General features: G+C 70.6%; 22 protein-coding genes and 1 tRNA gene. 12 read left to right on the forward strand and 11 right to left on the reverse strand.

Translation table 11 applies throughout. The features are described from left to right. Nucleotides 1–33: 33 nt before the first annotated feature. The 7 genes from pknB to FJ657_RS04235 form a co-directional block, all read right to left on the reverse strand. Entirely contained in the window at nucleotides 34–1,746 is a 1,713-nt protein-coding gene (pknB, locus tag FJ657_RS04205) for a Stk1 family PASTA domain-containing Ser/Thr kinase (RefSeq protein ID WP_141162382.1), read from the reverse strand. A 135-nt stretch (nucleotides 1,747–1,881) separates the two neighbouring features. Then, nucleotides 1,882–3,663 (reverse strand): serine/threonine-protein kinase, encoded by a 1,782-nt coding sequence (locus FJ657_RS04210; RefSeq protein WP_141162383.1) that lies wholly within the window; start codon nucleotides 3,661–3,663, stop codon nucleotides 1,882–1,884. Next, on the reverse strand, nucleotides 3,660–5,117 hold the full coding sequence (locus FJ657_RS04215; protein ID WP_141162384.1) for a peptidoglycan D,D-transpeptidase FtsI family protein: 1,458 nt from the start codon (nucleotides 5,115–5,117) through the stop codon (nucleotides 3,660–3,662). Before FJ657_RS04215 ends, FJ657_RS04210 begins: the two co-directional genes overlap by 4 nt. Next, nucleotides 5,114–6,577 (reverse strand): FtsW/RodA/SpoVE family cell cycle protein, encoded by a 1,464-nt coding sequence (locus tag FJ657_RS04220; RefSeq protein WP_141162385.1) that lies wholly within the window; start codon nucleotides 6,575–6,577, stop codon nucleotides 5,114–5,116. The genes FJ657_RS04215 and FJ657_RS04220 overlap by 4 nt, the downstream gene beginning before the upstream one ends. Beyond that, on the reverse strand, nucleotides 6,531–7,769 hold the full coding sequence (locus tag FJ657_RS04225) for a PP2C family protein-serine/threonine phosphatase (RefSeq protein ID WP_141162386.1): 1,239 nt from the start codon (nucleotides 7,767–7,769) through the stop codon (nucleotides 6,531–6,533). The genes FJ657_RS04220 and FJ657_RS04225 overlap by 47 nt, the downstream gene beginning before the upstream one ends. Before the next feature lie 4 nt (nucleotides 7,770–7,773). Next, entirely contained in the window at nucleotides 7,774–8,331 is a 558-nt protein-coding gene (locus FJ657_RS04230) for an FHA domain-containing protein FhaB/FipA (protein WP_141162387.1), read from the reverse strand. Next, complete coding sequence (locus FJ657_RS04235; RefSeq protein WP_141162388.1) at nucleotides 8,328–9,017, reverse strand: FHA domain-containing protein; 690 nt, start codon at nucleotides 9,015–9,017, stop codon at nucleotides 8,328–8,330. The genes FJ657_RS04230 and FJ657_RS04235 overlap by 4 nt, the downstream gene beginning before the upstream one ends. A gap of 234 nt (nucleotides 9,018–9,251) precedes the next feature. Here FJ657_RS04235 and FJ657_RS04240 point away from each other — a divergent pair. Continuing rightward, nucleotides 9,252–9,335, forward strand: a tRNA-Leu gene (locus FJ657_RS04240). Between the two features lie 107 nt (nucleotides 9,336–9,442). Here the strand turns inward: FJ657_RS04240 and FJ657_RS04245 are convergent. After that, nucleotides 9,443–10,198 (reverse strand): IclR family transcriptional regulator, encoded by a 756-nt coding sequence (locus FJ657_RS04245; protein ID WP_141162389.1) that lies wholly within the window; start codon nucleotides 10,196–10,198, stop codon nucleotides 9,443–9,445. Between the two features lie 146 nt (nucleotides 10,199–10,344). Here FJ657_RS04245 and FJ657_RS04250 point away from each other — a divergent pair, with 146 nt between their 5' ends. The 11 genes from FJ657_RS04250 to FJ657_RS04295 all read left to right on the forward strand — a co-directional run bounded on the left by FJ657_RS04250 (nucleotide 10,345) and on the right by FJ657_RS04295 (nucleotide 20,731). Beyond that, nucleotides 10,345–11,097, forward strand: coding sequence for an MIP/aquaporin family protein (locus FJ657_RS04250; RefSeq protein WP_141162390.1), 753 nt, complete (start codon nucleotides 10,345–10,347; stop codon nucleotides 11,095–11,097). Then, a complete protein-coding gene (gene dhaL / locus FJ657_RS17550) occupies nucleotides 11,090–12,787 on the forward strand; it encodes a dihydroxyacetone kinase subunit DhaL (RefSeq protein WP_141162391.1) in 1,698 nt (565 codons plus the stop codon). The genes FJ657_RS04250 and dhaL (FJ657_RS17550) overlap by 8 nt, the downstream gene beginning before the upstream one ends. A gap of 11 nt (nucleotides 12,788–12,798) precedes the next feature. Further along, the gene (dhaL, locus tag FJ657_RS04260) at nucleotides 12,799–13,473 is read left to right on the forward strand and encodes a dihydroxyacetone kinase subunit DhaL (RefSeq protein ID WP_141162392.1); all 675 of its coding nucleotides are present in this window, start codon (nucleotides 12,799–12,801) and stop codon (nucleotides 13,471–13,473) included. Between the two features lie 272 nt (nucleotides 13,474–13,745). After that, on the forward strand, nucleotides 13,746–14,753 hold the full coding sequence (locus FJ657_RS04265) for a DUF2510 domain-containing protein (protein ID WP_181408861.1): 1,008 nt from the start codon (nucleotides 13,746–13,748) through the stop codon (nucleotides 14,751–14,753). Between the two features lie 148 nt (nucleotides 14,754–14,901). Further along, on the forward strand, nucleotides 14,902–15,660 hold the full coding sequence (lepB, locus tag FJ657_RS04270) for a signal peptidase I (protein ID WP_141162394.1): 759 nt from the start codon (nucleotides 14,902–14,904) through the stop codon (nucleotides 15,658–15,660). A 114-nt stretch (nucleotides 15,661–15,774) separates the two neighbouring features. Next, nucleotides 15,775–15,939: a hypothetical protein gene (locus FJ657_RS17025; protein ID WP_181408862.1), complete on the forward strand. Its 165-nt coding sequence runs from the start codon at nucleotides 15,775–15,777 to the stop codon at nucleotides 15,937–15,939. 69 nt (nucleotides 15,940–16,008) lie between these two features. Further along, the gene (locus tag FJ657_RS04275) at nucleotides 16,009–16,686 is read left to right on the forward strand and encodes a ScbR family autoregulator-binding transcription factor (protein ID WP_141162395.1); all 678 of its coding nucleotides are present in this window, start codon (nucleotides 16,009–16,011) and stop codon (nucleotides 16,684–16,686) included. 69 nt (nucleotides 16,687–16,755) lie between these two features. Then, a complete protein-coding gene (locus FJ657_RS04280; RefSeq protein ID WP_141162396.1) occupies nucleotides 16,756–17,418 on the forward strand; it encodes a hypothetical protein in 663 nt (220 codons plus the stop codon). Nucleotides 17,419–17,515: 97 nt separating this feature from the next. Further along, entirely contained in the window at nucleotides 17,516–19,207 is a 1,692-nt protein-coding gene (locus tag FJ657_RS04285; RefSeq protein ID WP_141162397.1) for a sensor histidine kinase, read from the forward strand. Then, on the forward strand, nucleotides 19,204–19,860 hold the full coding sequence (locus FJ657_RS04290) for a response regulator transcription factor (RefSeq protein WP_141162398.1): 657 nt from the start codon (nucleotides 19,204–19,206) through the stop codon (nucleotides 19,858–19,860). The genes FJ657_RS04285 and FJ657_RS04290 overlap by 4 nt, the downstream gene beginning before the upstream one ends. 64 nt (nucleotides 19,861–19,924) lie before the next feature. Next, complete coding sequence (locus FJ657_RS04295; RefSeq protein ID WP_255447130.1) at nucleotides 19,925–20,731, forward strand: HEAT repeat domain-containing protein; 807 nt, start codon at nucleotides 19,925–19,927, stop codon at nucleotides 20,729–20,731. 109 nt (nucleotides 20,732–20,840) lie between these two features. Here FJ657_RS04295 and FJ657_RS04300 read toward each other — a convergent pair whose 3' ends face one another. The 3 genes from FJ657_RS04300 to FJ657_RS17030 form a co-directional block, all read right to left on the reverse strand. Then, a complete protein-coding gene (locus tag FJ657_RS04300) occupies nucleotides 20,841–21,554 on the reverse strand; it encodes a DnaJ family domain-containing protein (protein WP_141162399.1) in 714 nt (237 codons plus the stop codon). Nucleotides 21,555–21,621: 67 nt separating this feature from the next. Then, a complete protein-coding gene (locus tag FJ657_RS04305) occupies nucleotides 21,622–22,089 on the reverse strand; it encodes a hypothetical protein (protein WP_141162400.1) in 468 nt (155 codons plus the stop codon). A gap of 30 nt (nucleotides 22,090–22,119) precedes the next feature. After that, entirely contained in the window at nucleotides 22,120–22,614 is a 495-nt protein-coding gene (locus tag FJ657_RS17030) for a hypothetical protein (RefSeq protein ID WP_181408863.1), read from the reverse strand. Between the last annotated feature and the right edge of the window lie 75 nt (nucleotides 22,615–22,689).

Below are 22,689 nucleotides of genomic sequence, written 5' to 3' on the forward strand. Positions count from 1 at the left end.
GCAGGATCGCGCGGCGATCCGACGGGAGACCGGTCAGGTGCCCGCGCAGTAGACGAGCTCGACCGTGGAGCCCTGAGGCTGCTCGCCGACGATCGACTGCGACTTGACCGTCTGGCCGGTGCAGCCCTTGTCGGCCTTCGGCGCGGGCATCAGCTGCAGGTCGGGTCCGCTGAGGATCGTCTGCGCCTCGGTGATCGACTTGCCGCGCACATCGGGCACGTCGACCGTTCCGGTCGAGATGACGATGTTCACCTTCGTGCCGGCGTCGACGTTCGGGGTGCCCGCCGGCGGATCGCTCGAGATCACCTGACCGGCCGGGACCGTCGGCGACTGCGCCTGCGTCTGCTCGCCCAGCTCGAGGCCGTTGTCGGTGAGGATCTGCTTCGCCTCGTCGAGCGACCGCAGCAGTACGCTCGGCGCCGTCACCGCCGTCGGACCCGACGACACGTAGACGACGACCTGCTCACCCGCGCTGACGGTGCGCCCCGCGCGCGGTTCGGTGCGGATGATCGACCCCTCGGGCACGTCGACGCTCGCGCGCTCGGCACGCTGCACCGTCAGGTTCTTGCCCGTGAGCTCCCGGCTGCCGGCGTCGTACTCCTGGCCGGCCACGTCGGGCACCGTGACGGAGGTCGCGATGCGCAGCGGAGAGCCCTGGATGGAGAACACCCACACCATGGCCGCGACGACGACGATCACCGTCATCATGACGCCGGCCCAGACCCAGGCGACCGGGGGCCGCGACTGGGTCGTGCGCGGCGCGCGATCCTCGTCGTCGTTCGCGAGACGCCGCAGCGTCTCCTCGGGCGCTCCGCCCGAGCCGACGCCGAACAGCGTCGCGTTGAACTCGTCGCCGCGGGCGGGCGTGCGACTGGGGACCTTGCCCTCGGCCGCGATGCCGACCTCCTGCCGGAATTCAGCCGACGACTGGTAGCGCTCGGTGCGGTCCTTCGCGAGCGAGCGCATCACGACCGCGTTGAGCGCCGGGGAGACCGACGGCACGAGCGCGCTCGGCGCGACGGGCGCCTCGCTGACGTGCTGGTAGGCGACGGCGACCGGCGACTCGGCGCGGAACGGCGCCTTGCCGGTGAGCAGCTCGTAGAGCACGACGCCGGTCGAGTAGAGGTCGGTGCGCGCATCCACCGACTCGCCCCGTGCCTGCTCGGGCGAGAAGTACTGGGCGGTGCCGAGGATGGCGCTGGTCTGCGCGATCGTCGCGGTCGACTCGGAGATCGCGCGGGCGATGCCGAAGTCCATGACCTTCACCTGGCCGTTGGAAGTGACCATGATGTTGCCCGGCTTGATGTCGCGGTGCACGACGCCGGCGCGGTGCGAGTACTCGAGCGCGGTGAGAACGCCGTCGATGATGCGCACGGCCTCGGCCGGGGCGACGGGGCCCTTGGCGATGAGCTCGGTCAGCAGCGTGCCCTGCACGTGCTCCATGACGATGAAGGGGATCTGCACCTCGACGCCGTCGGCGTCGGTCGCGGTCTCCTCGCCGGCGTCGTAGACGCGCACGATCGTCGGATGCGCCATGCGCGCCGCGGCCTGCGCCTCCTGGCGGAAGCGGGTGCGAAAGGTGGGGTCGTTCGCGAGCGAGGGCTTCAGCAGCTTGACCGCGACGCGGCGGCCGAGTCGCGCATCCAGGCCGAGGTAGACGTCGGCCATGCCGCCCCGGCCGAGCAGCTCACCGAGCTGATAGCGACCGGCGAGCACACGCACGCCTTCGGTCACGCTGTCGCTCACGGTGGCTCCTGGAGGGGGACGGGCCCGAAGACCGGGCAGGGGACAGCGCGAGTCTACCCGGGCGGTACTGGGGGCTCCCTGCGGAGACGAGGTCTCGTCAGAGGTCGTGACCGGGCTGTGACCCGGTGTCGGAACTCAGCTGCGGCGCGAACCGCTCAGCGACGTCGTCGGTCCGGCGCTGCCGGGGGCGACACCGCCGCCGACCGCGCCGCCGCCGGTGCCGCCGCCGCCCGCTCCGCCGCCGGAGCTGTCGATCGGAACCGTCAGGGTTCCCGATGCCCCGGTCGGAGCGAGCCCGTTGCAGACCGCGGTGTAGCTGACGGTCACGTTGCCGGTGGATGCGGCCGTGATCTGCAGGCTCGTCGCCGTGCCGGGCACGTTCGAGAAGTCGGTGCCGCTCGCCGCGGTGCCGCCCGAGACGGTGAACACGTAGTGATCGAGCGGGTTCGTCGACGGGCAGTTCGAGAACGCCTGCCACGACACGGTGAGGGTGCCGCCGCTCGCGACGCTCGTCTGGCTGCTCGTCGGCGTGGGCGGTGTGCCCGGGCCCGGGTAGGCGCCGTAGGCGGTGATCGCGATGTCGGAGCCCTTCGGCAGCGAGCCGTAGGTGCTGAGCTTCGTGACCGTGTTGGCGCTGTTCGGGTCGGGCGCGTTGCCGCCGTCATTGACACTCACGTTGAAGCCGAGCTTGCTCAGCGCGTTCTTGACCTCGTCCACGTTCTTGCCGATGTAGTCGTCGGGGTTCACGTCGACGTTGCTCGACTTGGTCGGGCTCGGCGAGTTCGACGGCGGCTTCGACGCCGTCTTCGAGTTCGAGGGCGAGCTCGTGTCGCCGCCCGTGCCGTCGCCCTGGTTGAGCACCACGGCGAGAACGACCGCGACCGCGGCCACCAGCAGCACGGCGACGATGACGAGCAGGGGGATGAAGGCGGGATGCCGCTTCTTCTTCTCCTCCTGCGTCGGCAGCGACGTCGTCGGGGTGGGGGAGGCGCTCGTGAGCACGCGCGTCGCCTGCGTCTGGCCCGCGTTGGCGGCCCCGAGCAGTTCGACCGGGTCGCCGCCCGCGACACCGGGCACGGCGGCGATCGCTCCCGCGACATCCCCCCGCCGCAGCGCCTGCGCGGCCCGCGAGAGGTGGGCGGCGCTCGCCGGACGGTCGGCGGGCTTCTTGGCGATGCATGCGTAGACCAGGTTGCGCACCGGCTCGGAGATCGTCACCGGCAGCTCGGGCGGCGCCTCGTTGATCTGCGCCATCGCGATCGCGACCTGCGACTCGCCCGTGAAGGGGCGGCGGCCGGCGAGGGCCTCGTAGGCGACGATGCCGAGCGAGTAGACGTCGGTGGCGGGCGACGCCGGGTGTCCGCTCGCCTGCTCGGGCGAGAGGTACTGCACGGTGCCCATGACCTGGCCGGTGGCGGTGAGCGGCACCTGGTCGGCGATGCGGGCGATGCCGAAGTCGGTGATCTTGACCCGGCCCTCGGGCGTGATCAGCAGGTTTCCCGGCTTGATGTCGCGGTGCACGAGGCCGGCCATGTGCGCGGCGTGCAAGGCGGATGCGGTCTGCGCGACGATGTCGAGCACGCGGTCGGTGGAGAGCACCCGCTCGCGGTCGAGCACGGCCGAGAGCGCCTCGCCGGGCACGAGCTCCATGACGAGGTAGGCGCTGCCCTCCTCTTCGCCGTAGTCGTAGACGTTGGCGATGCCCTCGTGGTTGACGAGCGCGGCGTGACGGGCTTCGGCGCGAAAGCGCTCGAGGAAGCCGGGGTCGCCCATGTACTCGTCTTTGAGGATCTTGAGTGCCACGGTGCGCCCGATCACGAGATCGGTCGCCTGCCAGACCTCGCCCATGCCCCCGATCGCGATGCGCGACGAGAGCTGGTATCGACCGCCGAAGGTGAGCCCGCTGGTCGGTCTCATCGCTTCACCACCGCCTCCATGACCTTCTTCGCGATCGGAGCCGCGAGTGTGTTGCCGAAACCGTTCTGACCCTGCCCGCCGCCGTTCGCCACGACGACTGCGACCGCGATCTGCGGGTCATCGGCCGGTGCGAAGCCGGTGAACCACAGCGTGTACGGATCGCCGACGCCGTTCTGCGCCGTGCCGGTCTTGCCGGCGACCTGTACTCCACTGATTCTCGCATTGCTGGCGGCGCCGCTGTTCACGCCGTTCACCATCATCTGCGTCATCGTCGTCGCCGTCTGCTCGCTGACCGCGCGCCCGTACTCGGTCGACTGGAACTCCTGCAGCGGACTCAGATCGGGTGCCGTGATCTCCTGCACCAGGTTGGGCTTCATGACGATGCCTCCGTTCGCGATGCCGGCCGAGACCATCGCCATCTGCAGCGGGGTCACGCGGTCGTCGGCCTGGCCGAAGGCCGACTGCTCGACCTTCGCGGCGTCGGTGTACAGCGGGTACTGGCTGGGGGTGACGTGCTGGGGGATGTCGATCGAGTCGTCGCCGAAGCCGAACTTCTCGGCCTGCGCCTGGATCGCCTTCGCGCCGAGCTTGCCGCCCAGCTGCGCGAAGGGGATGTTGCAGCTCAGCCGCAGCGCCGTCGCGATCGACGCGGTCGCACCGCCGCCGCACGATCCGCCCTCGGAGTTCGTGATCGTCGTGCTCGTGCCGGTCAGCGTCAGGCTGCCCGGGTTGGGGAACTCGCTGTCCGGCGTGTAGTCGCCGCTCTCGAGCGCGGTCGCCGTCGTGATGAGCTTGAACGTCGATCCGGGAGCGTAGAGGTCGCCGCCGATCGCGCGGTTCTGCAGCGGCTTCGTCGGGTCGGCGTTCAACGCGTCGTAGGCGGCCAGCGCCTCCTGCCGGTTGTGCGACGTGAGCGAGTTCGGGTCGTACGACGGCTTCGACACCATCGCGAGGATCTGGCCCGTCTTCGGGTTCAGGGCGACGACCGCGCCGGTCATGTCGCCGAGCGCATCCCAGGCGATCTGCTGCAGGTTGGCGTCGAGGGTGAGCGTGACCGAGGCGCCCTTGGGCCGCTGGCCGGTGATGATCTGGTTGAGGTGCGCGAGGAAGGTCGAGTCGGCCGTTCCGGCGAGTTCGCGGTTGAGGGCGCCCTCGACGCCGCGCGGCTCGCCGTTGATGATCGAGTAGCCGGTCGCGGGCGCGTAGAGCGGCCCGGCCGCGTACTGCCGCAGGAACTGATAGTCGTCATCCACCGGCGTCGACGAGGCGATCGGCTGGCCGTCGACGATGATGTCGCCGCGCTCGGCCGAGAAGCTGGCGAGGATCGTGCGGGTGTTGCGCGAGTCGCTGCGCAGGTTGTCGCTCTGCCCGACCTGGATGATGCTCGTCGACAGGAACAGGGCGGCGAACATCGCCAGCACGACGATGCTCACGCGACGCAGTTCGCGGCTCATTGCAGTCCTCCCGGGAAGCGGGCGGGGCGGATGCCGTCGCTCAGCCGCAGCAGCAGCGCGACGATGATCCAGTTCGCGACGAGCGACGACCCGCCGGCCGCGAGGAACGGCGTCGTGAGCCCGGTCAGCGGGATGACGCGGGTCACGCCGCCGACGACGATGAAGGTCTGCAGGGCGATCACGAACGACAGGCCGACGCCCAGCAGGCGGCCGAAGTCGTCGTCGCCGAGGTGGCCGATGCGCAGACCCCGCGACACCATGAGCAGGTACAGCCCGAGGATCGCGAACAGCCCGATCAGACCGAGCTCCTCGCCGAGGCTCGGGATGATGAAGTCGCTCTCGGCGACGGGCACGATGTCGGGGCGGCCCTGGCCGAGACCGGTTCCGATCAGCCCGCCGTCGGCGAGCCCGAAGAGCCCCTGCACGACCTGGTAGCTGCCGCGGTCGGCGGTGTACTGGGCGTTCGAGAACGCATCCAGCCAGGTCACGAAGCGGCCGTTCACGTACCCGAGGGTCTGGCTGGCGATGAGCGCGCCGCCGATGAACAGCGTCATCCCGAGCACGACCCAGCTGAGCCGGGCCGTGGCGACGTAGATCATCACCAGGAACAGGCCGAAGTACAGCAGCGAGGTTCCGAGGTCGCGCTGCACGACGAGCACGCCCATCGCGACGACCCAGACGATGAGGATGGGACCCAGGTCACGGGCGCGCGGGAACTGCAGCGGCCCCAGCCGGCGGCCGATGATCGACAGCGAGTCGCGCGCGGTCACCAGGTACCCGGCGAAGAACACCGCCAGCGCGATCTTCGCCAGCTCGCCCGGCTGGAAGTTGATGCCGCCGATCGTCACCCACACCTGCGCGCCGTTGATCGGCTTGAACGCCATCGGCAGCAGCAGCAGCGCGATGCCGACGAACATGGCGATGTAGCGGTAGCGCGACAGCACGCGGATGTTGCGGAACGCCGCCAGCACGATGAACGCCAGGATCATCGCGATCGCGCTGAACACGACCTGCTTGACCGCCAGCGCCTCCCAGCCGAGTCGCGGCTTCGCGATGTCGAGGCGCGAGATCTCGGCGATGCCGATGCCGTTGAGCACGGTCGCGATCGGCAGCAGGAACGGATCGGCGCCGGGAGCGGTGACCCGCAGGATGATGTGGCCCACCAGGGCGAGACCGCCGAGCGCAGCCGGGAGGGCGAGCATCCCCTCGTCGAACTGGCCCTGCGCGCCCAGCTGCACGAGCGCCATCGCGCCGATCGACAGCCCGATCGCGAACAGCAGCAGCGGCAGCTCGACGTTGCGCAGCCGCGCGGGCTCGCGCAGGCGGATGCGGATGCTGCTCGTGAAGTCGCTGATCCGCCCGGGCCCGGTCGCGAGCGACGGGCCGGCTGCCGAGGAGGTGGATGCGCTCACGTCAGCCCCCCGCCGCCGCCGAGAGTCGCGCGACGATGTCGAGCGCATCCTTCAGGTCGTCGGCGCTGATGGTGCGCTTGACGGTGTCGCGCTGGGCCGGGCTGAGGTCGGCGACGTCGATCGCGGTCGACTGGTACAGCTCGGAGAGCGAGATCGGCCCGATGTTCTGCTGCACCCCGCGGTAGATCGCGACGGTGCCCTTGTTCTCGCCGACGAAGTAGTGCGACTGAGTCCAGTTGTAGGCGACCAGGCAGGCGGTGACGATCGCGGCGATCGCGAGGCCCGCCATGACGAGCCAGGTGACGCGGCGGCGGCGGGCGCGGCGGCGATCCTCTTCGATGAGCTCGTCGAGGTAGTCCTCGCCGTCGGGCTCGAAGTGGCTCGGGTCGGGCTGCGTGGCCTTGAGCGGATGCAGCAGCAGCGTCGGCAGGCGCAGCGGGCGGCGCGAGGTCTCGTTCTCGAAGCTGAGCGGAACCGCGGCCGAGCCGACGAAGCGGGGCGGATGCGGTTCGCCGGGCCCGTCTTCGACGTCGAGCAGCACGACGGTGACGTTGTCGGGGCCGCCGTGGTCGAGGGCCTCCTTGACGAGGCGGTAGGCGGCGGCCTCGGTCTCGCCGACGTGCATCATGACGCCGGCGATGCGCTCCTCGGGCACGTAGCTGGAGAGTCCGTCGGAGCAGATGAGCCAGCGGTCGCCCGGCCGCGTCTCGAGGATGAGGGTGTCGATCTCGGGCGCCGCATCCACGTCGCCGAGAACCCGCATGAGCACTGAGCGGCGCGGGTGCACCGCCGCCTCCTCCGGCGTGATGCGGCCGGAATCGACGAGGCGCTGCACGAAGGTGTGGTCGGCGCTGATCTGCGACAGCTCGCCCTCGCGGAACAGGTAGACGCGCGAGTCGCCGATGTGCGCCATGACCATCTGGTCGCCGACCCGGGCGAGCGCCGACACGGTCGTGCCCATGCCGGTGAGCTCGGAATGCTCGAAGACGGTCTCGGCGAGCAGCTGGTTCGCGGCGATCAGCGCCGACTGCAGCGCGAACTCCGCGTCCTGCGCCGTCGGATAGCGCTGGTCGGCCTCCGCGATGCGCTTCGCCGCGATGGCGCTGGCGACATCCCCGCCCGCGTGCCCTCCGACGCCGTCGGCCACGACGAACAGGTTCGGCCCGACGTAGCCGGAGTCCTGGTTCGAGGCCCGGATCTTGCCGACGTGCGAGACGGCCGCGCTGGAGGGGGTCGTCACAGGCCTACCGTCGCAGTTCGAAGGTCGTCTGCCCGATGGTCACGGGCGTGTCGAGCGGCACGGGCGTCGGCAGCGTCACGCGCTGCCCGTCCAGGAACGTGCCATTGGTCGAGTCTAGGTCTTGCACCACCCACTGGTCGTTCCAGAGCATGAGCCGCGCGTGGTGCGTCGACGTGTAGTCGTCGCGGATGACGAGACCCGATTCGCTGGATCGGCCGATCGCGAGCTGCTCGCCGGGCAGTTCCAGCTCGGTGCCCTCGCGCGGGCCCGAAGTGATGACGAGGCGGCGGGCCGTATTCGCACCGGGCCGGCCACCGGTCGGCGGGGGAGTGCTCGGGGCGCTCGAGACCGGGGCGGTGACGGCGCTCGCGGCGCCGGCCGCGGCGACCGGGGCCGCGCTCATCGGCGACGACGGGAACGGGGATGCCGCCGCGGCGCCGTCCTTCTTGCGTGCCCGCTGCCCGAACAGGTCGGAACGCAGCGCGTAGACGATCGCGAAGACGAACACCCACAGCAGAAGGAGGAAGCCGATGCGCAGCACCAGCAGGACGAGATCGCTCACCGGCGCCCTCCGGTCGGGTCGTCGGCCTGCGCGAGAACGCGGAACACGATGCGGGTGCGGCCGATGTCGATGACCGAGTCGGGGGTCAGCGGGGCCTGCTTGAGCGGCGAGCCGTTGAGGCGGGTGCCGTTGGTCGATCCGAGGTCGTTGATCTGGCCGCGCTTGCCGTCCCAGAGCACCTCGACGTGCTTGCGCGAGGCGCCCGCGTCATCCACCGGCACATCCGCTTCACTGCCCCGGCCGAGGATGGTGCGCGACTTCTTCAGCGGATAGCGCTTGCCGTTGACGTCGAGCACCGGAACCCAGCGCACCGTGCCCTGCACCGTGTTCGAGTCGATGCGCACGACGCCCTCGCTGAGCTTGTCGTCGCGCAGCAGCTCGATCGAGAGGCCGCCGGCGAAGCTGTAGTGCTGTGCGGTCGCGTGCTGCTGCACGAGCTGCGTGAACTCGTCGATCAGCGCCGGGCCGAGCGAGGTCATGCGCTGGTGGTCGCCGGGGGCGAGGCGCACCGTGAAGCGGTTGGGGGCGAGGATGCGGTCGCGCGACACGACGGCGGCCTTCGTGTCGAGCTCGCGGCGCAGGGCCGACGTCACTTCGAGCGGCTGCAGACCGCTCTTGAAGGTCTTCGCGAACGCGCCGTTGACGACGCGCTCGAGACCCTTCTCGAAGTTGTCGAGAATCCCCAACGGAGCTCCTGTTCGGCCGACTCGGACAGCACGATGTTAGTCGGCGGGCTTGAGCGAGCCTGGTACGCGCCGCGCGGAGCCTGAACGGGAGTTCAGGGAATGGACGCGCGGAGGTCGCTTGCGCGAGGCGCTGGGCGCCGTCGCGTGGTGCATCCCCCGGTGCCTCGAGTGGTCTCCCGGGCCCCGCGCGCTGTGATAATCTCGCACGGTTGGTCGCGGTGACGCGGCCATCGCGCGCGAGTGGCGGAATTGGCAGACGCGCTGGCTTCAGGTGCCAGTGCCCTCCGGGGCGTGGGGGTTCAAGTCCCCCCTCGCGCACGCGAATGAAAGGCCTCCGGGATTCCCGGGGGCCTTTCGCGTTCTCGGGGTCGGGGCTACCTCGCGGACGACCGCCGCCGGAGCCGCCGGCTGACCGGATCGCGACGTCAGTTCGGCGTCGGAGGCCAGCTGGGCGTGCCGAGATCTCGGGAGATGTTGCGCGCGGTCTCGATCAGGCGTGTGAGCGTCGCTTCGTCGACCGGCGTCTCGTTCGACGGGATCACGATCGCGACAGCGGCGACGACATCCCCGGTTGAATCGCACACCGGCGCGGCGATCGACGATTCGCCGATCACTGCCTCTTCGTTCTCGTAGGCGATCAGGTTCTTCCGGACCGACATGAAGTCGTCCGCCAGTTCCTGGGCGTCGGTGATCGTGTAACCGGTCAGCTCGCGGAGCGGATTGGCGAACACGTCGTCGGCATGCTCGGAGTTGAAGGCGAGGAGCACTTTCCCGATCGCCGAAGCGTGACTGGGGATGGAGGCACCGGTCTCCGGCATCTGTTCGGAGCCGTCAGGTCGTCCGTCATGGTGGATGACCAGAACGTCCCCGAATAGTTCGACTCCGAGTCGGCTTGCGAAGCCCGTCTCGCGCGACAGGTCGTGCATCCAGCGGATCGCGCGAGCTCGAACGTCGAGTGTGTCGAGGTAGACGCTGGACAACTTCACGAGGGCCGGGCCGAGCACGTATCGGTTGCCGATGCGCTCCTGGGCGACGAGCTTGTGCGCCTGGAGTGCTTTGACGATGCCGTGGACCGTCGAAGGCGGCAGCTCCATCGCGGCTGCCAGATCGCTGATCCCCAAATGACGAGCGCCCTGCAGCAAATTGAGCACTTTCGCAGCGCGGTCGATCGACTGGATCACTGCCAACACTCCTTTGCCCGTCGTCAGGCCGGGGACTCATTCTCCCTGACGAGTTGACAACTTCGTCATCGCCGTGCACGATTCGATACTACCGAATTGCATTCGACAATGTCGAATGAACCCCGATTGTTCAAAGGAGAACAGCGATGGACGACAACCGCACCTGGCAGCGACTCGCGGCCGAATTCGTCGGCACGGCATTCCTCGTCTTCATCGGAGTCGGATCAGTGCCGGCAGCCCTCATCCTCAACAAGGGCGAGTTCGACATGGCCAGCCTCGGATTCGTGTCGCTCTCGTTCGCGACGATCGTCATCGGCACCGTCTACGTCTTCGGATACATCTCCGGGAACCACATCAACCCGGCCGTCACCATCGCGCTCGCCGTGACCAAGAAGTTCCCCTGGCGAGACGTTCCCGGCTACCTGGCAGCGCAGGTGCTCGGCGCGAGCCTCGGAGCCCTCGCCATCTTCGGAGTCCTCGGGCCGAAAGCCGTCGACTACGGCCTCGGGGTCGCCGCGTACGGCGGCATCCCGGTCTGGCAGGCCTTCATCGCGGAGTTTGTCGGCACGTTCGTTCTCGTGTTCACCGTCTTCGGAGTGATCCACCGCAAGGCGGCGCCCGGATTCGCCGGCATGGCAATCGGACTCGTGGTGTTCGCCGCGATCATCCCCGTTGCTCCCGCCACGGGCGCCTCGATCAACCCGGCTCGCACGACCGGTCCGATGCTCATCCTCCAGATCCTCGGCGGAGACGTGCACTGGGAGCAGTGGCCTGTCTACGTCCTCGCCGAGCTGGCCGCCGGGATCGCTGCCGCGGGCGCCTTCACGCTCGTTTCCCGAACCCGTGCTGATCGCAGCACGCTGACCGAAGCGCTCGTCGAGAAGGACGAGCGTGTCTGAATCCAACGCCAGCGATCGACGTCAGAGCCTGACCGTCGCCGACCTCGTCAACTGGCTCCACCGCTTCGACGAGCTGACCGCGACCGAGCTCGACTGGCTGACAGAACTCGACTCCGCTATCGGCGACGCCGACCATGGCGTCAACCTGATTCGAGGGACTCGTGCGCTACGCGAGCGCTTCGAAGGTCAACACCCTGCGAACGTCGGCGAACTTCTCGGGCAGGCCGGCGTCACGCTGGTGGCCACCGTCGGGGGCGCCAGCGGCGCGCTCTACGGAGCGTTGTTCGTCGAGATGGCTCGACATGTCGGCTCCGCGAAGAGCATCGACGTCGCCACACTGGCGAGCTCCTTCCGTGCCGGGCTGAGCGGCGTCGTGACACTCGGGCGCGCCTCGCCAGCCGACAAGACGATGGTCGACGCGCTGACCCCCGCGGTCGAAGCGCTTGAGGTCGCCGCAGAACGAGGCGCCTCTCTCCGCCAGGCGCTCGTCGACGCCTTCGCAGCCGCCGCAGCTGGACGCGAAGCGACGACTCCGCTAGTCGCCCGCAAAGGCCGGGCGAGCTACCTCGGGGTCAGGAGCGTCGACCACATCGACCCCGGAGCCGCATCCACCGCGCTCCTCTTCGAAGCGCTCTCCCCCCACCTCGAACACTCCCCGCACCCCACCACCAGGACAGGACAGACCATGACCACAGCACGTCGCCAGTTCGTCAACCAGCCCGACGACATCATCGCCGAGGCACTCGACGGCCTCGCCCTCACCCACCCCTCACTCGTCGCCTGGCACCCGGAGTCGAACGTCGTCAGCCGCGCCACTCCCGCTGCCAGGAAGGTCGGCCTCGTGTCGGGCGGCGGCTCCGGACACGAGCCGCTCCACGCTGGCTTCGTGGGCACCGGAATGCTCGACGCCGCCGTCTGCGGCGCCGTCTTCGCCAGCCCCACCTCCGAACAGATCCAAGCCGGCACCCGCCTCGCGAACAGTGGAAACGGTGTGCTCCACATCGTCAAGAACTACACCGGTGACGTCCTCAACTTCGAGATCGCGGCCGAACTCGTCAGCGACGACGGCATCGAGATGCAGACCGTCATCGTCGATGACGACCTCGCCTCCGACGGAGCCGCCGACGGGCCGGGACGTCGCGGAACCGCCGCGACCCTCGTGGTTGAGAAAGTCTGCGGCGCCCTCGCCGAATCGGGAGCTGACCTCGCCACGGTCGCGGAGCACGGCCGCGGCGTCGTCGCCCGGTCCCGAAGCCTCGCGCTCGCGCTCAGCGCCTGCGCGCACCCCGGCGAGTCCCGTGCCGCATTCGACCTGGAGCCCAACGAGGTCGAGTTCGGAGTCGGCATCCACGGTGAGCGCGGTGTGTCTCGAATCCCCTTCGCCACCGCCGACGAGCTCGTCGAGCAGCTCGTCACTCCGCTCGCCGACGAGCTCGAACTCAAGCGCGGAGCGTCCGTGATCGCCGTCGTCAACGGGCTCGGCGGGGCGTACCCCTTGGAGCTGTCGATCATCGCCCGTCAGGTTCACCGCCTCCTCTCCGGTCGCGGAGTCGGCGTGGCCCGATCCCTCGTCGGCTCCTACGTCACCTCACTCGACATGCACGGAGCGTCGGTGACCCTCACGGTCGCCGACGACGACCTCATCGGCGCCTGGGATGCGCCGGTCCGCACCCCCAACCTCACCTGGTAAGGAGAAAACCCATGACCGAACTGATCGCAGGAACTCACGCCTTCGACTGGATCACCCGTTTCACCCACGCGTTCGGAGCGGCGCAGCAGGCCCTGACCGACCTGGACCGGCTCGCTGGCGACGGCGACTTCGGAACCAACATCGCCTCCGCTCTGCGCCGAACGTCCGACGCGCTCCCCGACCGCGACATCGCGACCTTCGGAACCGTGTTCGGCGCTATGTCACGCGGCTTCCTCGCCACGGGGGGCACGAGCGGTCCGCTCTTCGGCATGTGCTTCCGCGACATCTCCCGAAGCGCCTCCGCAGACGGGGCCAACGTCGTCGAGCTCGCCGCCGGCGTCGCCTCCGGACTCGCCACGATCCAGAAGCTCGGAGGAGCGAAGGTCGGCGACAACACCATGATCGACGCGCTCGCACCTGCCAGCGACGCATTGACCGCCGCCGCCGATGATGGCGCCACGCTCGGGCAGGCTTTCGCAGCGGCGGCCGCCGCCGCTCGGGTCGGCGCGGAGTCCACTGGCGACCTCGTCGCCTCGCGAGGCCGCGCGAGCTACGTCGGCGAACTCGCTCGCGGCGTACTCGACCCGGGCGCTGTCACCATCGCCCTCTTCTTCGAGTCCGGAGCAGCCACCATCGGCGTCGTCAACGAGAGCGAACTGCTCGCCTGGCTGCCCGCCGCGGTGTAGAACGAGCCGGCGTCGGGGAGGTCGAAGCCGATCTGCGACGCGATCCCACCGACGCCCTCGGCAGCGAGGCGCATCAAGGTCTGAGGTGGCACTTCGACCTTGATGCGGCTCAGTGCTCGGGACGGCGGCTTCGGCCCCGGACCGCAGCGAACCGAGGCGACCATCGTCGCGAAGAGGCACCGCGGCCCCGAACGGGGGCGTGCGACAGCTGTCGAGCATTCCTAGGCTGGGCCGGCACGGCGCGATCGGGGGATCGTGCGCGAGAGGGATCTGTGAGCGACACCGCGACGCGGCCCGCGCCCGGCTGGTACGCGGACCCGAAGGATGCCACCCAGGCGCGCTGGTGGAACGGCGCCGGCTGGAGCGAGACGACGCGTCCGCTGCCGAGCGCCGCCGCATCCCGCCCTGTGCCCGCCGCCGCGCCGGCTCCGGCCGTACCCGCCGCGTCGCACGTCCCTGTCGCCATTGCTGTTCCCGCGGCGATGCCCGCACAGCCCACCGCGCCCGTCTCGCCCTACGCCACGAACGCCCCTGCCGCACCCATCGCGGCGCAGCATCCGGCCGACCTGCCGTCGAGCCCCGCCGCGTGGTCGCGCGATCCCGCCCAGCGCAGCCTCGCGAACGGCTACTCGGCGATGAGCAGCTACGTCGCCGAGGTCGCGGCCGTCGGGTCGCCGAACACCGTGCCCGGCTGGCTCATGGCGACCGCGCCGCTCTGGGCGGGCGGGTCGATCTTCGTCGCCGTCTTCCTGCTCGTGGTGAGCGACCCCGATCTGCCGATCGACCAGGTTCCGCGCTGGGCCTGGGGGCTGATCTCCGCGATCCCGATGGTCGCGCTCGCCGCGGTCGACGCGCACCAGCTCAAGAAGCGCGGCTACGAACCCCCGAACCCGGCGCTCGCGATCATCCTCACGCCATGGCTGTACCTCGGAGCGCGGGGTAAAGAGGTGCGCCGCCGCGGCCAGAAGATGTGGCCGATGGAGCTGACCTTCGTCATCTGCTTCCTGCTGGCGGTCGGCGCGGGTGTCGCCGCGATGTTCGGCGGCACGGCGCTCGAGCGCGAGGGCACGCGGATCCAGGCGGCGTCGATCCGGCACCAGGCCGAGCAGGAACTCGACAAGCAGGTGGGTTCGACCTGGACGCTCACCTGCTCGACGCCCGACGCCGACTGGAAGCTCGGCTCGACCGTGCCGTGCACGGCGACCGCCGCCGACGGCCGCGCGGAGAACGTGAACATCGTCATCGCCGCCGACGGAACAGTCACCTTCTCGGCGGCCTGAGCCCCTCGGCACCCGCCCTCGTCGTCAAGCCGCCCGAGGTCGTCGCTGAGCCTGTCGACGAGGCTGTCGCCGAGCCCGTCGACGGATCCGCCGCTGATCCGTCGCGCGCGGATGTTACTGTTCCTCAGTTTGCGGAGGGCGGGGCGACATGGATGCGGCAGCAGAGACGGGACCGGCGACGCGAGGTCTGCGCGCGCGTCTCCGGCGGGAGCGCCGCCCCTCGACCTGGAAGACCTTCCTGCGCGACCTCGTCGTCATCATCGTCGCGGCGGTCGTCATCTCGGCGCTCATCAAGGCGGTTCTGTTCCGCTCCTTCTTCATCCCCTCCGACTCGATGAACCCGACGCTCATCCGCGACGACCGGGTGATCGTGAACGAGCTGCAGCCGAAGGTGTTCCCGCTGCAGCGCGGCGACATCGTCGTGTTCCGCGACCCCGGCGGCTGGCTCGCCGACGGCTCCGACAGCTCGGCGACCCCGCGATCGGATCCGACCTGGCTCGACTGGACGCTCTCGATCGTCGGTCTCACCGCGCCCGACAGCGACGACCACCTCATCAAGCGCGTCATCGGCCTGCCCGGCGATCACGTGACCTGCTGCAACGGCGCAGGCCAGATCGAGATCAACGGCCAGCCCATCGACGACGGCTTCGTGAACAAGCAGCAGGGCGCTGACTCGGCGGACCCCTTCGACGTGGTGGTGCCGAAGGACTCGCTCTGGGTGATGGGCGACAACCGGGGCAACTCGCTCGATTCGCGGGCGCACGCCGACGAGTCGGGCGGCGGCTTCGTGCCCTACTCGGATGTGGTCGGGCGCGCCGTCGTGCTGAGCTGGCCGACGAGTCGGTGGGGATGGCTCGACGATCATCCGGAGTCGTTCTCCGACCTCGACGCCGCCGACCGCGGCTGAGTGGCCCCCGGTCGGGGTGCATATCGCGCCGCCACGGAACGTGAGGGGCGAGACCGGGGGTGAGGTGCGTGCGATCTCGACGAAACAGGGAGAGCGCTCGGTTTAGATGGGCGCGTGCCCCACTCCCGACGCCGCGCGCTGATCCTCTGCGGGATCTACATCGTCGCGGCCGTCCTGGTCGGCGTCGCCGCCGGGTTCCTCTCGGCGCACCCGGACGACTCCTCGGCGCCGAGCGCACCGCATCCCTCGATCTCGGTCGCGCCGGCCGGCTCGCGATGACGCACCGTCGGCGCGCAGTCGTCGCGAGCGGGATACGGGTTCCGGGCTCGACCCGGGCATACTGACGCCGTGCCGAAGCAAGCCCGCGCGATCGCGACCCGCGAGACGATCGTCGACGCCGCCGCGGAGGTGTTCGCCGAGCGCAGCTTCGCGAGCGCGACCCTCGCCGACGTGATCGCCCGGGCCGGCGTCACGCAGGGCTCGCTGTACTTCCATTTCGCCTCGAAGCACGAGCTGGCGGCGCACCTGATCCGCGAGCAGCACGCCCGATCGATCGCGCTGCCGGCCGGGGTCGACGGCGCCCGCGCCATGATCGAGGTGAGTCTCGCGCTCGCGCGGCAGATCCAGTCGGACCGGATCGTGCAGGCGGGCCTCAGGCTCTCGACCGAGTCGCTGGAGCAGTTCCCCGAGCTGGTCGCGCACCCTTACGAGGCCTGGGCCGAGGCGTCGGCGGCGCTCATCGAGCGCGCCATCGAGCTCGGCGAGCTGGCGCCCGACCTCGACCCGGCGGCGGCCGGACGCGTTCTGCGCTCGTCGTTCACCGGCATCCAGGTCGCGTCGCGTGTCACCGCCGACTGGGTCGATCTCGTCGACCGCCTCGAGGAGCTGTGGCGCATCGTGCTGCCGGGCCTCGCGGCGCCGGGTCGGCTCGACGAACTGCTGGCGCTGCTGCCGGCGGTGTTCGGCGGCGCGGATGCGGGGGACGCGGAGGTCTCCGGGTCGGGCGCGTCCGCCGCCACGGGATGACAACCCCGGCCGACGATCTCTCGGCCGGAGGTCGGGTGCCGCTCAGCCCTCGTCATTAGCTTGCCGCGAGTGCGGGCATCTCTCATCTTCGCGACGATCAGTCTGCAGCTCACCCTGATCTGCGCGGCCGGCTGGCTGATCATGACCCTGGGGTTCGGGGATCGCTCCGCCGGGTCGCTGCGCGTGACGCTGTTCCCGATCGGCGACTCGTCGCAGGTCGCCGCGCTGTTCTTCTTCCTCGGCACGATCTCTCTCGGACTCCTGCTGTGCGCCGCCGGTCTCCTGACCGGCTACGGCGTGCGCTCGGCCGTCGCGCGCTGGCTGATCGGCACCGTGCTGGTGCTCGGCTTCGCCGCGAACGCGGTGTTCGGCCTGCTGTTCAGCGGGATCTTCGCCTTCACGAGCGCCAGCACCTGGGTGACGCTGAAGGGCGACACCGGTGGTCGCGAATTCGTGGTCACCGAGTACGACCTAGGCGGATGGATCTACGAACGCCGCGACGGACAGCTCGACCTGGTGGGCGATCTCGGCTACCGCTACGGGCGCGAGACGCACTTCCGCTCCGGCGACTACACGATCACCCGGAACGGCGGCGATGTGGTGATCGCGTTCAGGGCGGGTACCGCCGGTCACGAGTACATCCGGATCCGTGCTCACGCCGCCTTCGAGGCGGCACTCGCGCGACGCGGCCTCGGACACGTCCCGAACCCGATCTCCGGCGAACCGGGGTGACCGCGGGCCGGCAGCCGAACCTGTGCCCCCGCTGAAACTGCGTGACAGATGTTTAATGCGGGGTCGAGGGGCGCGCGGCTGATTCGATACTGACGTGATGCCGAACCTGGGGGAACGGATCCGTCGAGCGACCTGGTCGGTGCGCTCGCGCATCGTCGTGAGCATCCTCGTGACCGCGGCCTTCGGGCTGGGCGTCGCGGGCGTCGTCTCCTACGAACTGCAGCGCACCGCCACGCTGCAGGCCGTCGACGACCGGCTCGAGGGCCAGCTCGCCGAAGCGCGCCAGATCGTGGATGCCGAAGACAGCTTCCCCAGCGTCGGCGACGCGCTCGACCGGCTGATGTCGGTGTCGGTCCCTCCCGAGGCGGGCGGAACCCTCGGCATCCTCAACGGCGAAGCCGACGACAAGTCGGGCATGGGCGACACGGTGCGCCTCGCCGAGGTCGACGGGTTCACGGATGCCGTGATCCGCACGGCGGCGACGGGCGAGCCCCGGCTGAACACCTTCCGCGAGCCGGACGGCACCAGCCTGCGCTACCTCGCCGCGCCGATCACGATCGGCTCCAGCTCCGACACCGGCATCTACGTCGTCGCGATCGACACGAACGCGCAGCTCGCCTCGCTCGACGCGACGTTCCGCGTCTACGCCGGCATCGCCGCCCTGTCGTGGGTCGTGATCGGCGTCATCGGCTGGCTCATCGCCGGGCGACTGCTCAAGCCGCTGCGTCGGCTCAACAGCACCGCCGCCCGCATCTCCACCGACGCGCTCGACGAGCGCATCCCCGTCGCCGGACGCGACGACGTGTCGGCGATGACGGTGACCGTCAACTCGATGCTCGACCGCATCCAGACCGGCGTCGACCAGCAGCGGCAGCTGCTCGAGGATGTGCGGCACGAGCTGAAGACCCCGCTCTCGATCGTGCGCGGCGAGCTCGAACTGCTCGACGCCGCCGACGAGCACGAGGTGACGGAGGCGCGGCGCATCGGCATCGAGGAGATCGACCGGATGGTGCTGCTGCTCAACGACCTCGCCGACCTGACCGAGGTGCGCACGGCGACCCCCGACTTCGGCGTCGTCGACCTGACCCTGCTGACCGACGACGTGCTGGCGCGGGCGGCGATGCTCTCCGACCGCCCCTGGACGGTCACGCAACGGGCCACCGGTGAAGCGCGGCTCGAGCGGGGCCGCGTCATCCAGGCCTGGCTGCAGCTCGCCGAGAACGCCGACAAGTACTCCCCGGCGGGCGCCCCCGTCGAGCTCAGCAGCGTCGGAGAAGGGGATGCGGTGCGCTTCTCGGTGCGCGACCACGGCGAGCCGATCGCCGAGGAGCTGCGCGGCCGCATCTTCGACCGCTTCGTGCGCGGCGCCGACGCCGAACGCGCCGACGGCACGGGGCTCGGCCTCGCGATCGTCAGCGCGATCGCGGCCGGGCACGGCGGGCGGGCCGAGCTCAGCGTGTCGGAGAGCGGCAACACCTTCAGCCTCGTGCTGCCCCGCCTCTCGGCGGCAGCGCTGCGCATCGAGGAGGAGCGGCGGCTGGCGCGGGAGTCCGCGACTGATGTCTCGACCGAGACGGATGCGGCGGGTGCGGGTGCGGGTGCGGGTGCGGGTCGGCTGGCCGGGCCGGGCGCGGGCGCGGGCGGACACGACCGCGCGGAGTCCGACCGTGCCGACCTCGCCGATCACCCGGACGCCGCCGCACCCGGTCTCGACGACGTGCCCGGTCTCGGCGCGCTGCAGGAGGAACGGGAGCGCGCATCCACCTCATCGAGAGGCCGCGGCGCATGACCTCGATCCTCGTCGCCGAAGACGAGGACCGCCTCGCGTCGCTCATCGTGCGCGCGCTCACCCGCGGGGGCTTCCTGGTCGAGCGGGTCTCCACCGGGACCGCCGCCCTCGACGCCGCCCTGTCGGGGAGGTACCAGCTCGTGCTGCTCGACATCGGGCTGCCCGAGCTCGACGGCATCAGCGTGCTCGAACGCATCCGCCGCCTCGACGGCTCGCTGCCGATCCTGCTCGTCACCGCTGACAACGCGCCCCAGCACATCGTGCGCGGACTCGCCGCCGGGGCCGACGACTACATCCCGAAGCCCTTCCGCTTCGACGAGCTCGTCGCCCGCGTCGAGGCGAACCTGCGCAAGGCCCGCGCCGTGCAGACCGTGCTCGTCGTCGGCGACCTGACGCTCGACCTGATGGGACGCACCGCATCCACCCCCGACGTCAGTGAGACGCTGCCGATCCGCGAGCTCGAGCTGCTCGAGTACCTCATGCGCCGCCCCGGAGCCACGGTCACTCGCGAGCAGCTGCTCGCCGACATCTGGGGAATCGAGACCGCCCGCAGCTCGAACGTCATCGACGTCTACGTGCGCCACCTGCGCCGGCGCCTCGGCGCGGATGTCGTCGAGACGGTGCGCGGCGAGGGGTACCGGATCGGGGTGTGAGGGATCCGCGTCACACCCGACCGGAACGCGGTCGGACGGTGTCGAATGGATGCGGAGGCACACGATGACCGATGACCTGACGCCCGAGTCGGAGGGCGAGGAGTTGAGCGAGCTGTCCGCGGGCGACGCGAAGCGCGACGGCGCGACGGCGCCCGAGACCGCCGCCGCGCGGCTCGCCGCGGCGCTCGAGGTCGGCGACGCATCCCACCGGCTGCAGGCGGCGCTCACCGCCGGCACCCGCCCGAACGACGCCTACGTCGACGTGCTGGTCGCGCGCTGCGCCGTCGAGCCCGACTTCTTCGTGCGGGAGATGCTGACGTGGGCGCTCATCCGTCACGATCCGGTGGTCGCGGTCGACCGGGTCGTGCAGGAGCTGACGTCGCCGATCGCGCAGGCACGCAGCCAGGCGCTTCACACCCTGTCGAAGATCGGGGATGCCCGGGCGTGGCCGTCGATCACGTCCGAGCTGCTGCACGACGAGTCGGACGAGGTGGCGCGGGCCGCGTGGCGCACCTCAGCGGGACTCGTGCCATCGACCACCGAGGACCGCGCGGCGCTCGCCGTCGAGCTCGCGGCCGAGTTCGGGCGCGGCGACCGCGCGCTGCGACGCAGCCTGAGCCGGGCGCTCGGGATGCTGGAGGATGTCGCCGGTCCTGTCGTGGCCGCGGCGACGCGGAACGCCGATGAGGGCGTGCGCATCCACGCCCTCACGACCGCGCATCTGCTCGAGAACCCCGACGCCGACTTCGACGACGCCGTGATCGAAGCGCGGCGGATCGTCGCGCTGGAGGCGATGCCGGGTGCGGTCGAGGACGCGGGGGAGCCTGCCGCGTCGGAGGAGTCGGAGGAGCGGCCGGACGCATCTGCGTGACCGCCAGGGTGACGTAACTCAGCAGAATCGGCCGGATGTGACGAGAAACGGGCCGGATGGACGCGTTTCTCCTGAGTTGCGTCGCGTGGGACGCGTCACGTGGGGGCGGTCAGCGGTCGGCGCGGCGGGCGCGGCGGCGCTCGCGGACGCGCTCCCACCACGACGGCTCGCGGGCCTCGGCGGCGGCGCGGGCCTCCTCGGCCTCGCGCGAAGCCCGCGCCTGAGTGCGGGCGATCCGGCGCTCGCGCCAGCGCGCCACCTCGGCGTCGATGTCGCGGGTCGGTGTGACGACGGGCGGGCCGCCAAGCAGCTGGCGCCGCGCGTCGATCACGCGTGCGTTGAAGTCGGCCAGGTGCTCGCGCACCTCGGCTTCGCGGTGCAGGCGGTCGAGCCGGTCATCCAGTCGCTGGTTCTCGGTGCGCAGGGTGAGGGCGGGCGGGCCGAGGCCGCCGAGGTCCTCGTTCTCGATCTTCTGGCGGATCCACCAGTCCTCGTCCATGCGCCCGCCGATGCCGCGCAGGGGCTTGCCGGCGCCGGGCAGGTCGTCGAAGTCGCCGCGGCGGATGGCCTGCTGGATCTCGGTCTCGATGCGCGCCGTGTGCTGGTCGGGCGCCCAGAGGGTCGCGTTGGATCCCTCGTCGAGGTCGGCCTCGCCGCGCAGCCGACGATGGCGGCGCACCGCGTCGTTCTCGCTCGGCAGTTCGCGCTCGCTCGCGGTGTCTCCCGCCTCCGCGGGCCGGGAACCACCCGACGGCTCACCCTGCGGGCGGTCCGACGACCCGCGTCGGCCGCGTCCCGCATCCTCCGGATCGACGCCGTCCATGTGCTTCGACGCTATCAACGGCCGAGCGGATGCGGCGGGGTCCGGCCCTGAGTGGCACGGAGTCGGCTCAGTCGCAGGCCCAGGCGTGATGTGCGCCGAAGGCGTCCTCGAGCTTGCGGAGCGCATCCGGTCGACCCCACTCGACGTAGTCGTGGCAGTCGTCGGTGAAGGTGGCGGCGGCGGCGCCGTAGTCGCCGACCGCCGCGTACGCCCAGTGCCGGCGCGACGCGGTGTCCCACTGGTTCGCCGCGCCGGTGTTCGGGCTCACGTCGAGCTCGGTGCCATCGGGGAAGACGAGAGTGAGGTGCTGCTCGAGTCGGCAGTCGGGCTCAGCGGTCAGCGACTCCACCTCGACGCGGATGTCGGCGTCGCAGACCGGAAGGGTCAGCTCGGAGGCGTCCAGCACGAGTCCGCGGGATGCACCGCCGCCGAGCGAGCCTGCAGCCGGGACGGCCAGGCATCCGCTGAGCAGCACCAGGCATGCAGCCGTGGTCACCGCGCCGATGATGGACCGCAGCGCCCGACGAGTCCTCACGATCGGACTCTACGCCTCGACGCCGGAAGGTCAGCGGCCGCGGTGGCCGCCCCCGCCCCATCCGCCGCCGTTGCCGCCGCCGCGGTGGTCGTCGCCGCCGGAGCCGCGGTGGTCGTCTCCGCCGCCCCATCCGCCGCGATGGCCGTCGTCGTGCCCGCCGCCGTTGCCTCCGCTGCCGCGGTTCGAGGGCGGGGCGGGCTGCGGTGCCGGAGCCTTCGCGGGCTGCTGCACGGGCGCCGGTGCGGGCGCAGGAGCCGCCGGAGCGGGCGCGGCCTTCGCCGGCGCCGGCTGCGCGGCGGTGCCGCTCGACGCGGGCGTCTCGACCGGCGGCGTGGTCGGCGCGACGACCGGCAGCGGCGCGGCCGGAGCCGGTGCGCTGTCGGGCGCGGTCTCGGTGACCTCGATCGCCGAGCCCGCGAGGGTCTTCGTCGAGTCGTCGTGCGTGTCGGTGTTGAGCTGAACGGCCGCTCCGGCCCCCACGATCGCGAGAGCTCCCACGGCGATGACAGCAGGAAGCGTCTTCATCGGAATCCTGATCCTTTCGCGCGGGCCCCCCGTCGGATGCCCGCTGTCGTTGATGGTGAGTCGACGAGTGATGGT

Source organism: Schumannella soli, from assembly GCF_006517435.1.
Taxonomy (GTDB): domain Bacteria; phylum Actinomycetota; class Actinomycetes; order Actinomycetales; family Microbacteriaceae; genus Schumannella; species Schumannella soli.

Bases quoted from the DNA above. Each gene is read 5' to 3' on its own strand.
- FJ657_RS04250 (WP_141162390.1), top strand. From the start codon at position 10,345: ATGGACGACAACCGCACCTGGCAGCGACTCGCGGCCGAATTCGTCGGC.
- dhaL (WP_141162392.1), top strand. From the start codon at position 12,799: ATGACCGAACTGATCGCAGGAACTCACGCCTTCGACTGGATCACCCGT.
- lepB (WP_141162394.1), top strand. From the start codon at position 14,902: ATGGATGCGGCAGCAGAGACGGGACCGGCGACGCGAGGTCTGCGCGCG.
- FJ657_RS04290 (WP_141162398.1), top strand. From the start codon at position 19,204: ATGACCTCGATCCTCGTCGCCGAAGACGAGGACCGCCTCGCGTCGCTC.
- FJ657_RS04300 (WP_141162399.1), bottom strand. From the start codon at position 21,554: ATGGACGGCGTCGATCCGGAGGATGCGGGACGCGGCCGACGCGGGTCG.
- FJ657_RS04215 (WP_141162384.1), bottom strand. From the start codon at position 5,117: ATGAGCCGCGAACTGCGTCGCGTGAGCATCGTCGTGCTGGCGATGTTC.
- FJ657_RS04285 (WP_141162397.1), top strand. From the start codon at position 17,516: ATGCCGAACCTGGGGGAACGGATCCGTCGAGCGACCTGGTCGGTGCGC.
- FJ657_RS04295 (WP_255447130.1), top strand. From the start codon at position 19,925: ATGACCGATGACCTGACGCCCGAGTCGGAGGGCGAGGAGTTGAGCGAG.
- FJ657_RS04210 (WP_141162383.1), bottom strand. From the start codon at position 3,663: ATGAGACCGACCAGCGGGCTCACCTTCGGCGGTCGATACCAGCTCTCG.
- FJ657_RS04220 (WP_141162385.1), bottom strand. From the start codon at position 6,577: ATGCGCTCGACATCGTCGCGCGACTCTCGGCGGCGGCGGGGGGCTGAC.
- FJ657_RS17030 (WP_181408863.1), bottom strand. From the start codon at position 22,614: ATGAAGACGCTTCCTGCTGTCATCGCCGTGGGAGCTCTCGCGATCGTG.